Source organism: Ensifer sp. Root558, assembly GCF_001427045.1.
Classification (GTDB): Bacteria; Pseudomonadota; Alphaproteobacteria; order Rhizobiales; family Rhizobiaceae; genus Ensifer; species Ensifer adhaerens.
Genome location: NZ_LMGC01000001.1, coordinates 618,418 through 630,078, shown reverse-complemented (window position 1 = coordinate 630,078; position 11,661 = coordinate 618,418). Strand labels below are relative to the sequence as shown.

Sequence of the window (11,661 nt, the reverse complement as noted above, 5' to 3'; positions counted from 1 at the left end):
GGCGTCGCCGTCAGGCAAGCGCCGGTTCGGCGAAGTAAACCACCATCCGCAGATGCCGGTGCTCGTCCACAACCAACGTCTCGTGGCGGAAACGCAGGCGCCCGCTCCCGGCATCGATCAGGGACCCGATCCCGCGACGGACCTCGTCAATGCCAGGCGCTGCCCACCAGCGCCTGAAATCGGCCGACAGGTCCTTCAGGCTTTCGACCAGGGCCAGCATCGACGGATCATCCGGCGCCACGGCAAAATCGTATCGGAACTGGGCAAGCAGCTTCGGCGCGTCCTCGCGCCAGGCGGGCATGCGCCTCCGTATCTCGGGATCGGCAAACACCATTTGCAGGATATTGCCAAGCTCCGGCTGCCGGGCGCTAAAGCCGAACAGAGCGTCTGCCGCAGCGTTCCAGGCAACGACATCCCAGCGCAGGTTGATCACATGGGCCGGCCGGACCGTGAGCTCGTCCAGCAACGTCTGGATCAGCGGCGAAACGGTGACGCGATGATGTGCCTCCGGCGGTGGCGGCCGCTTGTGGGCAAGCAGGAACAGATGGCTGCATTCGGCGTCGTCGAGCTTCAGCGCTCGCGCCACATTCAGCAGGAACGCCTCCGACACTTTGATGTCGCGCCCTTGCTCGAACCACGTGTACCAGGTGAGCCCGACACCGGCGAGCGCTGCCACCTCCTCCCGCCTGAGGCCCGGGGTGCGCCGCCGCCCGGTGAAGGCAAGGCCGGCATCGGCCGGCGTCAGCTTCGCCCTGTGTCTCGTCAAAAACTCCGACAGCTCGTTCTTGCTTCGCTCAAGACTTCGTTCGTTCACGCTATTGCTCTCAGTAATAGGATAACTACTTAAATTGTAACAGGATGACTGTGCCCTGAAGATGTGGTCTCCGCAACCAGCCCAAGCGAAGACGGAGGCCACTTTTGACAATTCTCAGCGACCGACCATCCCACCTCACCGACCATGCCGATCCGGGTGAAACGCGCGCGGGCCTGCGAGAATGGGCCGGGCTCGCCCTGCTCGCGCTCCCCACCATCCTGCTCGGGCTCGACCTGACGCTGCTGCATCTCGCTTTGCCGGCGCTCGCGGCGGATCTGAAGCCCACCAGCACCCAGGCGCTCTGGATCGTCGACGCCTACGGCTTCATGATCGCGGGCTTTCTGATCATGATGGGAACGCTCGGCGATCGCATCGGTCGCCGCAAGCTCCTGATGCTGGGCGCGGCCGCCTTCGGCGTCGCCTCGGTGCTTTCGGCCTATTCCACCAGCGCCACCATGCTGATCAGTGCACGCGCGGCACTCGGCGTTGCCGGCGCAACGCTGATGCCGCCGACCCTGGCGCTGATCAGCAACATGTTCCTGAACCCGCACCAGCGCGCGCTTGCGATCGGCGTCTGGGCGACCATGTTCGCGCTCGGCATGGCCGCGGGGCCGATCGTCGGCGGCATCCTGCTCGAACGTTACTGGTGGGGGGCTGCCTTCCTCGTCGCACTGCCGATCGTCGGGCTGCTGCTCATCGTCGCGCCGTTTCTGCTGCCGGAATATCGTGCCCCGCAATCGGACCGCCTGGACATGGCCAGTGTGGCGCTGTCGCTGGCGGGGCTGCTGCCCATCGTCTACGGCATCAAGCAGATCGCCAAGGATGGCCTTGGGCTCGGCGCCACCCTCGGCCTGACCGTCGGCCTCGTCGCCACGCTCCTCTTCATCCGGCGACAACGCCGGCTTCGAAGCCCGCTGATCGACCTCGAGCTCTTCTCCGACCGCGCCTTCCGCACCGCGCTGTTGATCCTCCTGATCGGCCTGACGGCTGTCGGCGGCACGATGCTGCTCATCACCCAGTATCTGCAGCTTGTCGTCGGGCTTTCTCCGCTGTCGGCGGGCCTGAGAATGGGCCCCTCGGCGCTCGCCATGCTTTTGGCCGGCATCACCGCACCGCTCATCGCCAGGCGCTTCGGCCCCGGCCCCGTGATCGCAGCGGCGCTGGCGCTCTCCGTGGTCGGCTACCTCCTGCTCGCCCAGCTCGGCCATACGCCATACGGGGTCGGGCTGGTAACCGCCGCATTTGCGCTCGTCTATCTCGGCCTTGGAACCATTGCCGCGCTTGGCACCGATCTCGTCGTCAGCGCAGCGCCCGCCGAAAAGGCCGGAACGGCCTCGGCCCTCTCCGAAGTGGTGCAGGAACTCGGCCTTGCCGTCGGCATCGCCACGCTCGGCAGCCTGACCACCGCCGTCTACCGCATCGAAATGGCCGGCCAGACGCTGATCCCCGGCGAGATCGGCGACAGGCTGTCGGACAGCCTCGCCGGCGCCGTATCCGTCGCGACCGAGCTACCGGCGGGCATGCTGGAGCAAGCCCAGGCCGCCTTCATGACCGGCTTCAACGCAGCCGCCGCCGTTTGCGCCGTCGCCATCGCGATCATGGCGACGCTTGCCGTGGTTTCGTTGCGAAGGCGTGTCGGCGAAAAGGCGAGATCTTGAGAGGACACGTCGGCCAATTCATTGACATCTTCCCTCAATGACGAAACGCTCCAGATGAAAAAGGCCGCGCCATTTGGCGCGGCCTTCTCGACTGGATGGATGAGAGCTGCCCCTCACTGTCCTGCCGGACATCTCTCCCCGCCTGGCGGGGAGAGAAACGCTGGGGCACCCGCCCGGCATCAAGCCTGAAAAGCCTGAGCGGTAGCCCACTCAAGAACGTGATGGGCGGCTCCATCGCCAACCTTACGTTTAACCTGGCGAGGCCAGCGCGGCTTACGCCCTTCTCCCCGCCCGGCGGGGAGAAGGGCCAGCAGGCGAATGAGGGGCGCCACCATCACCTACGGATGAGTGGCAGGTCCGCAAGCCCCTCGTTCCTCTTACTCGCCGCCACCCAGCGAATGCACGAAGATGGCGAGCTGCTTGACGGTGGTGTCGCCGAGGCGTGGTAGCCAGGCGGGCATGACGCCGTGCTTGGGCGCCTTCATCTGGGCGACGATCGCCTGTTCGCTCGAGCCGTTGAGCCACAGCGCATCGGCAAGGTTGGGCGCGCCGAACTCGCGGTTGCCCTTGGCGTCGGCACCGTGGCAGGAGGCGCAGTTTGCCTCAAACAGCGCCTTGCCCGGCTCTACCATGGAGGCATCCGACGGCGTGCCGGTGAGGCTGACGACATAGGCCGCCGTCTGCTTGATCTCTTCCGGCTGCAGGATTTCCGCGAAGGACGGCATTTCCGAGACGCGGGTGTCGTCGTCGCCGTTATAGCGGATGCCGTGGGCGATCGTCTGGTAGATCTCTTCGGGCTTCCCACCCCAGAGCCAGTCGTCGTCGTTCAGGTTCGGGAAGCCGGCAGAACCGGCCGCACCCGAGCCGTGGCACTGGGCGCAGTTGACCTTGAAGGCCGAGGCACCGCCGGAAACGGCGAAGTGCTGCAGCTGCGGATCGGCCATGATGTCGGCGAGCGAGCTCGACGCGATCTTCTCGATGTTGCCGGCCTGCGCTGCCTTGGCGCTGGCAAGCTCCGCACTCACCTCGGCGCGGCTCGAATAGCCGAGCACGCCCTTGGTGGCGTCGGTCAGAAGCGGCACGGCCGGATAGACGATCATGTAGCCGACCGCCCAGACGATGGTCGCGTAGAAGGTATAGACCCACCAGCGCGGCATCGGATTGTTAAGCTCGCGGATACCGTCCCATTCGTGGCCGGTGGTCTCGACGCCGCTGATTTCGTCGACGTGTTTGTCCGCCATTCTATTAATCCTCCTTCAGGGGGATGGCTGCGGCATCATCGGCGGCCTTCTTGGCGCCGGGCCGGAAGATGAAGGCGACGACGCCCAGGAAAAAGAGCGTCATGGCAAGGAGCGCCCAGCTATCGGCGAACTGGCGCATGGCCGTGTAGGTTTCCATGGTGCGGTCTCCTTAGCGATAGCCGGTGGTGTCGTCATAGGTGGAGAAGTCGACCAGCGTGCCGAGCATCTGCAGATAAGCGATGAGCGCGTCCATCTCCGTCAGCTTCTGCGGATCGCCGTCGAAGTCGCCGAGCTTGGCCTTCGGATAGCGGCCCTCGACGCCGGACGTGTCGGCGTTCGGATCTGCCTGCGCCTTGATGTCGGCAAGCGCGTTGTCGATCATCTCGTCCGTGTAGGGCACGCCGACCGCCTTGTTGGCCTTGAGGTTCGCGGCGATGTTGTTCACATCGAGCGGCGTCGCCTTGAGGAAGGCGTAGCTCGGCATCACCGATTCCGGCACCACCGAGCGCGGCTCGATCATGTGCTGCACGTGCCACTCGTTGGAGTAGCGGTCGCCGACGCGCGCCAGGTCCGGCCCAGTGCGCTTGGAGCCCCACTGGAACGGATGGTCGTACATGGATTCCGCCGCCAGCGAGTAGTGACCGTAGCGCTCCACTTCGTCGCGGAACGGGCGGATCATCTGGCTGTGACAGACATAGCAGCCTTCACGCACATAGATGTCGCGGCCGGCAAGCTCCAGCGGCGAATAGGGACGCATGCCCTCCACCTTCTCGATGGTGTTTTCGAGGTAGAAGAGCGGCGCGATTTCCACGATGCCGCCGACAGAGACGACGAGCAGCGAGCCGACGAGCAGCAGGGTCGCGTTGCGTTCGAGCGTCGCGTGTTTGTCGAGAATGGACATTCTCTATGCCCTCCTATTCCGCAGCCTTGAGCGCGGGCGTCGCACCGAAGATCGGGGCTTCATCGCGCACGCGGCCGAGGATGGTCATGGTTACGTTGAAGGCCATGAGCAGAGCTCCGGCGAGGAAGAGTGCGCCGCCAAGGGCACGCAGCACGTAGTAGGGAACCATGGCCGCGACCGATTCCGCGAAGGAATAGACGAGGAAGCCCTGGTCGTCGTACTCGCGCCACATCAGGCCCTGCTGGATGCCGGCAACCCACATGACCGCCGCGTAGACGACGATGCCGAGGGTGGCGAGCCAGAAGTGCCAGTTGACCATGCGCACGCTGTAGAGACGCTCGCGGTTCCACAGCTTCGGAACGAGATAGTAGATCGCGCCGAAGGTGATGAGGCCGTTCCAGCCGAGCGCGCCGGAATGCACGTGGCCGATGGTCCAGTCGGTGTAGTGGCTGAGCGAGTTGACCGTCTTGATCGACATCATCGGACCTTCGAAGGTCGCCATGCCGTAGAAGGCAACGGCCATGACCATCATGCGGATGATCGGGTCGGTACGGATCTTGTCCCAGGCGCCCGAAAGCGTCATCAGGCCGTTGATCATGCCGCCCCAGGAGGGCATCCAGAGCATGACCGAGAACACCATGCCGAGCGTCTGCGCCCAGTCGGGCAGCGCGGTGTAGTGGAGGTGGTGCGGACCCGCCCAGATGTACATGAAGATCAGCGACCAGAAGTGGATGATCGACAGGCGGTAGGAGTAAACAGGGCGATTGGCCTGCTTCGGAATGAAGTAATACATCATGCCGAGGAAGCCGGCCGTCAGGAAGAAGCCGACGGCATTATGCCCGTACCACCATTGCGTCAGCGCATCCTGCACCCCGGCAAAGGCCGAGTAGCTCTTGGAGCCGAGGAAGGAGACCGGAACCGCCAGGTTGTTGACGATGTGCAGCATCGCGATCGTGACGATGAAGGCGAGGTAGAACCAGTTGGCCACATAGATATGCGGCTCCTTGCGCGTCAGCAGCGTGCCGAGAAAGACGGCGAGATAGGCGACCCAGACGATCGTCAGCCACAGGTCCACATACCATTCCGGCTCCGCGTATTCCTTCGACTGGGTGATGCCCAGCAGATAGCCGGTGGCGGCCATGATGATGAAGAGCTGGTAGCCCCAGAACACGAACCAGCCGAGATTGCCGCCGAAGAGGCGGGCACGGCTGGTGCGCTGGACGATGTAGAAGGACGTTGCGATCAGCGCGTTGCCGCCGAAGGCGAAGATGACCGCCGAGGTGTGCAACGGCCGCATGCGGCCGAAGTTGAACCAGGGCTCGATGTTGAGGTCCGGGAAGGCAAGCTGGAGTGCAACCACGACACCGACGAGAAAGCCGACGACGCCCCAAAAGACGGTGGCGATCACGCCGTACTTGACCACCTCGTCAAAATACTCCGACTGGGGTGGCGGCGGTGACGCCCTGCCCGCGGAAGCCGGGCTGAACTCGATGCGGCGCATCAGGAGGATGGTGCCGGCAAGAAGCGTGAAGAACAGCACCCACATATGGGCTTCGAAGTGCCGGTCCTGGGCAAACCCGGCGCCGACAAGCGCCAGGAATGCACCGACCCCGAGCAGGATCATCTCGAATGTGTATTTCATGGTTGGGTCCCCAACTTTATCCGAACGCACGCGACAACACCCCGAAACGAGGGGTGTCACCGCAGCTTGCCCGAAAGTGTCAGAATCGGGGCAGCCCGGCCTTGATTCAGATCAAGGCTTTGTCACCTCGTTTGGATCATCCTCGGCAAACAATAGGGAGCGCCGTGGGAGCTGGCGTCTGAAGCCGATGAAAAAGACTTTTGAAGACGGACGAATCCGCAGCCGGCTGGACCCGGCCCCCCGGCGGGAGTCCGTGGCCGAGCCGTTTGCCTGGCTTGCCCGCGCCCACGAGGAGCAGCTTGCGCTCTGCAATTGCCTGGAGGAAATCGCCGACAGCCTGCCTGCGGAAATCGACCGGCAGAAATGCCTCTATGCCGCAAAGGTGCTGGAGCCGCTGATCCGCGAGATGCACTCGGGCGAAGAAAACCTCGTCTTCTCCTGGATCGAACGCACCTACCGCGGCGATCCGACGCTCGGCGCGACGCTGGAGCGGCTGAAATACGAACATTGCGAGGACGAGTGCTTCGCCGAGGAGCTGACCGAAATGCTGGAGCGCCTCGGCGCTGCCGACCAGACGGTCAATGCCGAGACCGCCGGCTACATGCTGCGCGGCTTCTTCACGAGCCTCAGGCGGCACGTCGGCTTCGAGCAGGAATGTCTGCGCAGCATCACCGCGCCGGTCGGGTGAACCGGCCTTCGCGGCAGGTGGACATGCAAGGCGGCCGTTACCCGGCCGCGCTCCCCTCATGCATTTTCGATTGATACCGCCGGAACCGGCGCCTCAGGCCGCGATCGCGCGGCGGCGGTCGGCATGTTCCTGGATCACTAGAATAGCGCCGATGAGCTTGCCGGTGCTCGACATGCACGGCGTCAGCCGGCAGCGCACGACGACCGTGCGCGCGTCCACCGTCTTGGCGAAGGTGTAGTCCACCACTTCGCCGGCGAAACACCGGTCGAGATAGGATTTCACCCGGAGCTCGAACCGCTGGATGCCGATGAACTCGACGATATGCCGGCCGATCAGGTCCATCGGGCGGCTTTCCAGATGCTCGGCATTGCGCGGATTGGTGTAAAGATAGCGGTAGTCGGGCGTGATCACCGCAAGCCGGTCCGGGAAGCTGTCGAGGATCGCCTCGTTGAGCAATCCTTCGTCCGCCCTGCCCTTGTTCGGCTGCGCCGGCAGGCGCTCCAGTTGCAGGTCGGCGAGGTTCTCCGCACCGGTCGCCGCGAAGTAGCGATTGATCAGCGATTGCAGCAACTGCGAATGGCGCAGCACGCAGGAAATGTCGTCGGCTTCGACGCGCAGAATGTCGATCAGGAACTGAAACTGAAGCCGGGCATCTTCGACGCTCACCGCCTTCTCGTCGTAGACGGATCTCAAGATCGGATCCAATTCGCGATCCAGAATGCTGATCAAATGCTCGTCTGCCGTACGAACGGCATACTGCAGCTGCGAATATTTGAACCAGAACAGCTCAATCAGTGCGTTCAATTCGAAACCCCAATTCCCCCACGGCAAAACCGCTTCGATGCACTTACAAAACAGGCGTAGATGCTCAGGACACTGATCTGGTTCTTGACGTTTCCCCCACCACTTCCGCGTAAAACCGCACTGCTCGGGTCATCCAAAGCGCTTGCAGGCATTTTCTCACGCGACAGGCATAAGTTTACACTCATTGCGATAGCGTTCAACAGCAGAAAGAAAAACTTAACGTTTACGCACGTTTTCGAGGGAAGATCGGCGCCGATGCCCCCGCGTACTTGGCAAAACGCAAAGCCCGGCACACGGGGTGCCGGGCTTGCAGGAAGATCAAGCCTGCTTGCGCAAGACGCAATCTGGCTGGGGTCGCGGGCGAAGGAGAATCAGTCTTTCAGGTAGCGCTTGATGTGCCAGCGGTCGTGATACCAGAGCCATTGGCCGGGATACTCCCTCACCCAGCTTTCCACCTTGTCGTTCAGAACCTGCGCCGTAGCGGTCACGTCGACGCTGCCGTCGGCCTTGCGTGGGATGGCGATCGCCGGTTCGATCTCCAGGCGGAAACGGCCACCCGGCAAGCGGATGCAGCGGGCCGGATAGACCTCGCAGTTGAACTGGCGGACGAGCTTGGCGAGCAGCGGGTTGGTCTGCACATCCTGGCCGAAGAACTTGGTCTTTAGACCCTTGCGGAATTTCTGGTCGACGAGAACCCCGACGCCCTGGCCGCGCTCCAGCTGGCGGGCGAGCGCAAAGGACGAGCCCGCATGCGACGGCACGAGCTTGCCCATGCGTTCTGCGCGGAAGTTGAAGACCTTCTCGGCCACGTATGGGTTGTTCGGCGGCCGGAACAGCACCGTCACGTCGAGCCCGAAGGCTGAGCCGGCGACCGGCAGCATTTCGAAATTGCCGCTATGCGCGGTAAAGACGATGAAGGGGCGCGGATTGTCGCGAAGCTCGAGGAACAAGGGAATGCCCGAGACTTCGATGCGCCCGGGCGTCGTGCGCTCCGGGTCGAAATCGAAGAGACGGTCGAGGAACACGTATTCGGCCGCCATGCGGCCCATGTTGCCCCAACTTTCGAGCGCGATCTGCTCGATCTCCGCTTCGCTCTTTTCCGGGAATGCATTGCGCAGGTTCGTCAGCGTCAGCTTCTGACGGCTGGTCTTCGGGCCGATGAACCGCAGGGCGCGATCCATGAAGTTGATCGCGCCGTCAGCGGGAAACATCTTCAGGATCGTCAGAAGCAGAAACACGAACTGCGCAATCAGCCACTGGCGGAAACGATCCGCCGCCAGCACCAGCCGTGTGATCAGCATGCGCACGTCGATCAATCCATCTTCAGGATGATCTTGCCGAAGATCTGGCGCGATTCCATGCGCTCCAGCGCGCGGTCGATCTCGTCGAGGCCGATTTCGGTGTCGATGACCGGATGTACGAGGCCGCGCGCCATCTTCTGCATGGCGTTCGCCATGTTTTCCATGCGGCAGCCGAAGGAGCCGAGCAGCTTCAGCTGCTGCTGGAACAGCATCATCAGGTTCATGTCGGTGGACACGCCCGAGGTCGAGCCGCAGGTGACCAAGCGGCCGCCGCGCTTCATGCAGAGCATCGAGCCCGCCCAGGTGTCCTTGCCGACGTGTTCGAACACGACGTCGACGCCCTTCTTCTTGGTAAGCTTGCGCACCACGCCCTCGAAGCGGTCGGTGCGGTAGTTGATGACGTGATCGGCGCCGAGCGCCTTGGCCTTCTCGATCTTGTCGTCGGAGCCGACGGTGGTGATCACGGTGCAGCCGATCTTCTTGGCAAGCTGGATCGCCGCCGAGCCGATGCCGGAACCGCCAGCATGCACGAGGATGGTTTCGCCGGGCTCAAGCTTGGCGTTGTCGAACAGCATGTGCTCGACGGTACCGAAGGTGACCGGAGCAAGGGCTGCAGCGACCGCGTCGACGCCCGGAGGTGCCGGTACCAGCAGGCGCGCCGGCAGGTTGATCTTTTCCTGCGCGAAGCCGTCGAGGTGGAAGCCGTGAACGCCGCCGACATGTTCGCAGAGGTTGTCGCGGCCTTCCTTGCACGGACGGCAGAGGCCGCAGGTGCGCGCGCCGTAGATCGAGACGAGCTGGCCCGGAAGCACGCTTGAAACACCGGGACCGATGCTGTCGACGACGCCTGCTGCCTCGGCGCCGATGACGAGCGGCATCTTGCGCTTGGCGAATGCCATGCCGCGCCAGCCCCAGACGTCGATATGGTTGAGCGCAACCGCCTTGACGCGCAACGTCACCTCGCCCGGGCCGGGTGCTTCCGGTTCCGGAATGTCGGTGATTTCGAGCTTGCGGTCATCGAGCAGTTGCAGGGCGCGCATGGTTCTTCCTTTAAATGTTCAGATCGACAGGCGGCATATACACGTCTTGTGGGCATGTCGCCATTCTACAGAGAGCGGCGCGTTAGCCCCCTCTGCCCTGCCGGGCATCTCCTCCACAAGGGGGGAGATTGGATGTGGCACCCCTTTGCCCTTCACGAAAAGCACCGAAATCGGGCCTTGTTATTGGAGCGATCGGCCGGCCGCGCGTCGATCTCCCCCTTGTTGGGGGAGATGGCCGGCAGGCCAGAGGGGGGTATTTCGTTTCACCAGGTCCGGCTCAAGCCGGCTCGGCCGTCATCACCAGGCTGGCGTTCTGGCCGCCGAAACCGAAGGAGTTCGACAGCACCGCAGACACCTGCTGGCTGCGTTTCACGTTCGGCACCACGTCGAGCACGATCGCCGGATCGGGGTTCTGGTAGTTGATCGTCGGCGGCAGCGTGCCCGTCAGCATCGTCAGAATCGAGAACACCGCCTCGACCGCGCCGGCGGCCGTCAGGGTGTGGCCGATCATCGACTTGTTCGACGAGACCGGGATCGACGGCAGATGCTCACCGAAGACGGCAGACATCGACAGATATTCCATCTTGTCGTTCTCGGGCGTCGAGGTGCCGTGCGCGTTGATGTAGCCGATGCCGCCTTCGTCGATGCCGGCGTCGGCAAGGGCCGCGCGGATCGTCGCAATCGCCGGGCCGCCGTCGGGCGACGAGCGCGTGCGGTGGAAGAGATCGGCCTTCTCGCCGCAGCCCTTCAGGATGCCGTAGACACGGGCGCCGCGGGCAACGGCAGATTCAAGCGATTCCAGGACCAGGGTCGCAGCGCCTTCGGCGATGACGAAGCCGTCCCGATCCTTTGTGAAGGGCTTGGAGGCCTTCTCCGGCGGATCGTTCTGGGTGGAGAGCGCGGAAAGCAGCGCAAAGCGGATGAGTGCTTCGGCGCTGACCGAACCATCGGTCGCTACCGTCAGCGCACGATCGGTGCGGCCCTGGCGGATCGCCTCGACGCCGAGCTGGATCGCGGTCGCGCCCGAGGCACAGGCCGTCGAGAGCGTCACCGGCAGGCCGCGCGTGCCGAAGCGATCGGCAAGGCGCTCGGAGATCGAGCCGAAGAGCACGGCCTCATGGAACACCGGATCGGCCTTCTGGCGCATCGCGGCGAGGAAACGGTTGTACGCATCGCCCGGCTGTTCGGAAGGCGGCGAGCGGTCGGCAAGCTCGAAGCGCGCGCTCCATTCAGGCTCGATCGGCGGGGCGGCCAGAAACAGCGGACCGTTGAAGTCGCCGGAAAGCCCCGCCTGCGCCAGCGCTTCCAGCGTCGTCTCGCGCGCCATGGCGTAGGAGCGCTCGACGGAGTTGGCCGCCGGCACCTCGATGAAATCGACCATGCCGGAGATGCGGGTGTTGAGACCCTCCGTCGGGAAACGGGTGATCTTGCGGATGCCGGAGACGCCGCCGGTCAGCGCCGACCAGTTGTCCTCGAGCCCCTGGCCGAGCGAGGTGATGACGCCCATGCCAGTGACGGCGACGATCGGACGACCGAGATGATCCTTGTAAGCGTTGCTCATCAATCGTTCCT

Annotated in this window: 11 protein-coding genes; 2 read left to right on the top strand and 9 right to left on the bottom strand. The window is 63.8% G+C overall.

The genetic code is table 11. The annotated features are described in order from the left end of the window. Nucleotides 1-10: 10 nt before the first annotated feature. Nucleotides 11-814, bottom strand: coding sequence for a helix-turn-helix transcriptional regulator (locus ASD63_RS03160; RefSeq protein ID WP_034788385.1), 804 nt, complete (start codon nt 812-814; stop codon nt 11-13). Nucleotides 815-918: 104 nt separating this feature from the next. On the opposite strand from ASD63_RS03160, the gene ASD63_RS03155 reads away from it, so the two are divergent. Further along, nucleotides 919-2,472: an MFS transporter gene (locus ASD63_RS03155; protein ID WP_082572762.1), complete on the top strand. Its 1,554-nt coding sequence runs from the start codon at nt 919-921 to the stop codon at nt 2,470-2,472. Nucleotides 2,473-2,849: 377 nt separating this feature from the next. Here ASD63_RS03155 and ccoP read toward each other — a convergent pair whose 3' ends face one another. From ccoP to ccoN, 4 genes are read right to left on the bottom strand one after another with little or no spacing between them, the layout of a single operon-like run. After that, nucleotides 2,850-3,713 (bottom strand): cytochrome-c oxidase, cbb3-type subunit III, encoded by an 864-nt coding sequence (gene ccoP, locus ASD63_RS03150; protein WP_034788383.1) that lies wholly within the window; start codon nt 3,711-3,713, stop codon nt 2,850-2,852. 4 nt (nt 3,714-3,717) lie between these two features. After that, nucleotides 3,718-3,870, bottom strand: coding sequence for a CcoQ/FixQ family Cbb3-type cytochrome c oxidase assembly chaperone (locus ASD63_RS03145; protein WP_034788377.1), 153 nt, complete (start codon nt 3,868-3,870; stop codon nt 3,718-3,720). 12 nt (nt 3,871-3,882) lie between these two features. After that, entirely contained in the window at nt 3,883-4,614 is a 732-nt protein-coding gene (gene ccoO, locus ASD63_RS03140) for a cytochrome-c oxidase, cbb3-type subunit II (RefSeq protein WP_034788367.1), read from the bottom strand. 13 nt (nt 4,615-4,627) lie between these two features. After that, the gene (gene ccoN / locus ASD63_RS03135; RefSeq protein ID WP_034788365.1) at nt 4,628-6,256 is read right to left on the bottom strand and encodes a cytochrome-c oxidase, cbb3-type subunit I; all 1,629 of its coding nucleotides are present in this window, start codon (nt 6,254-6,256) and stop codon (nt 4,628-4,630) included. Nucleotides 6,257-6,443: 187 nt separating this feature from the next. On the opposite strand from ccoN, the gene ASD63_RS03130 reads away from it, so the two are divergent. Next, nucleotides 6,444-6,944, top strand: a complete 501-nt coding sequence (locus tag ASD63_RS03130) for a hemerythrin domain-containing protein (protein ID WP_051659130.1) — start codon at nt 6,444-6,446, stop codon at nt 6,942-6,944. 93 nt (nt 6,945-7,037) lie between these two features. Here the strand turns inward: ASD63_RS03130 and ASD63_RS03125 are convergent, their stop codons facing one another. The 4 genes from ASD63_RS03125 to ASD63_RS03110 all read right to left on the bottom strand — a co-directional run bounded on the left by ASD63_RS03125 (nt 7,038) and on the right by ASD63_RS03110 (nt 11,650). After that, nucleotides 7,038-7,748 carry a PAS domain-containing protein gene (locus ASD63_RS03125; RefSeq protein WP_034788334.1) on the bottom strand — a complete coding sequence of 237 codons (711 nt, stop codon included), beginning with the start codon at nt 7,746-7,748 and terminating at the stop codon, nt 7,038-7,040. A gap of 371 nt (nt 7,749-8,119) precedes the next feature. Next, nucleotides 8,120-9,049 carry a lipid A biosynthesis lauroyl acyltransferase gene (locus tag ASD63_RS03120; protein ID WP_034788563.1) on the bottom strand — a complete coding sequence of 310 codons (930 nt, stop codon included), beginning with the start codon at nt 9,047-9,049 and terminating at the stop codon, nt 8,120-8,122. A gap of 11 nt (nt 9,050-9,060) precedes the next feature. Next, nucleotides 9,061-10,089: a zinc-binding dehydrogenase gene (locus tag ASD63_RS03115; protein WP_034788322.1), complete on the bottom strand. Its 1,029-nt coding sequence runs from the start codon at nt 10,087-10,089 to the stop codon at nt 9,061-9,063. 277 nt (nt 10,090-10,366) lie between these two features. After that, nucleotides 10,367-11,650 (bottom strand): beta-ketoacyl-ACP synthase, encoded by a 1,284-nt coding sequence (locus ASD63_RS03110; protein WP_034788320.1) that lies wholly within the window; start codon nt 11,648-11,650, stop codon nt 10,367-10,369. Nucleotides 11,651-11,661: the final 11 nt, after the last annotated feature.

Bases quoted from the DNA above. Each gene is read 5' to 3' on its own strand.
- ccoO (WP_034788367.1), bottom strand. From the start codon at position 4,614: ATGTCCATTCTCGACAAACACGCGACGCTCGAACGCAACGCGACCCTG.
- ASD63_RS03110 (WP_034788320.1), bottom strand. From the start codon at position 11,650: ATGAGCAACGCTTACAAGGATCATCTCGGTCGTCCGATCGTCGCCGTC.
- ASD63_RS03145 (WP_034788377.1), bottom strand. From the start codon at position 3,870: ATGGAAACCTACACGGCCATGCGCCAGTTCGCCGATAGCTGGGCGCTC.
- ASD63_RS03120 (WP_034788563.1), bottom strand. From the start codon at position 9,049: ATGCTGATCACACGGCTGGTGCTGGCGGCGGATCGTTTCCGCCAGTGG.
- ccoP (WP_034788383.1), bottom strand. From the start codon at position 3,713: ATGGCGGACAAACACGTCGACGAAATCAGCGGCGTCGAGACCACCGGC.
- ccoN (WP_034788365.1), bottom strand. From the start codon at position 6,256: ATGAAATACACATTCGAGATGATCCTGCTCGGGGTCGGTGCATTCCTG.
- ASD63_RS03115 (WP_034788322.1), bottom strand. From the start codon at position 10,089: ATGCGCGCCCTGCAACTGCTCGATGACCGCAAGCTCGAAATCACCGAC.
- ASD63_RS03130 (WP_051659130.1), top strand. From the start codon at position 6,444: ATGAAAAAGACTTTTGAAGACGGACGAATCCGCAGCCGGCTGGACCCG.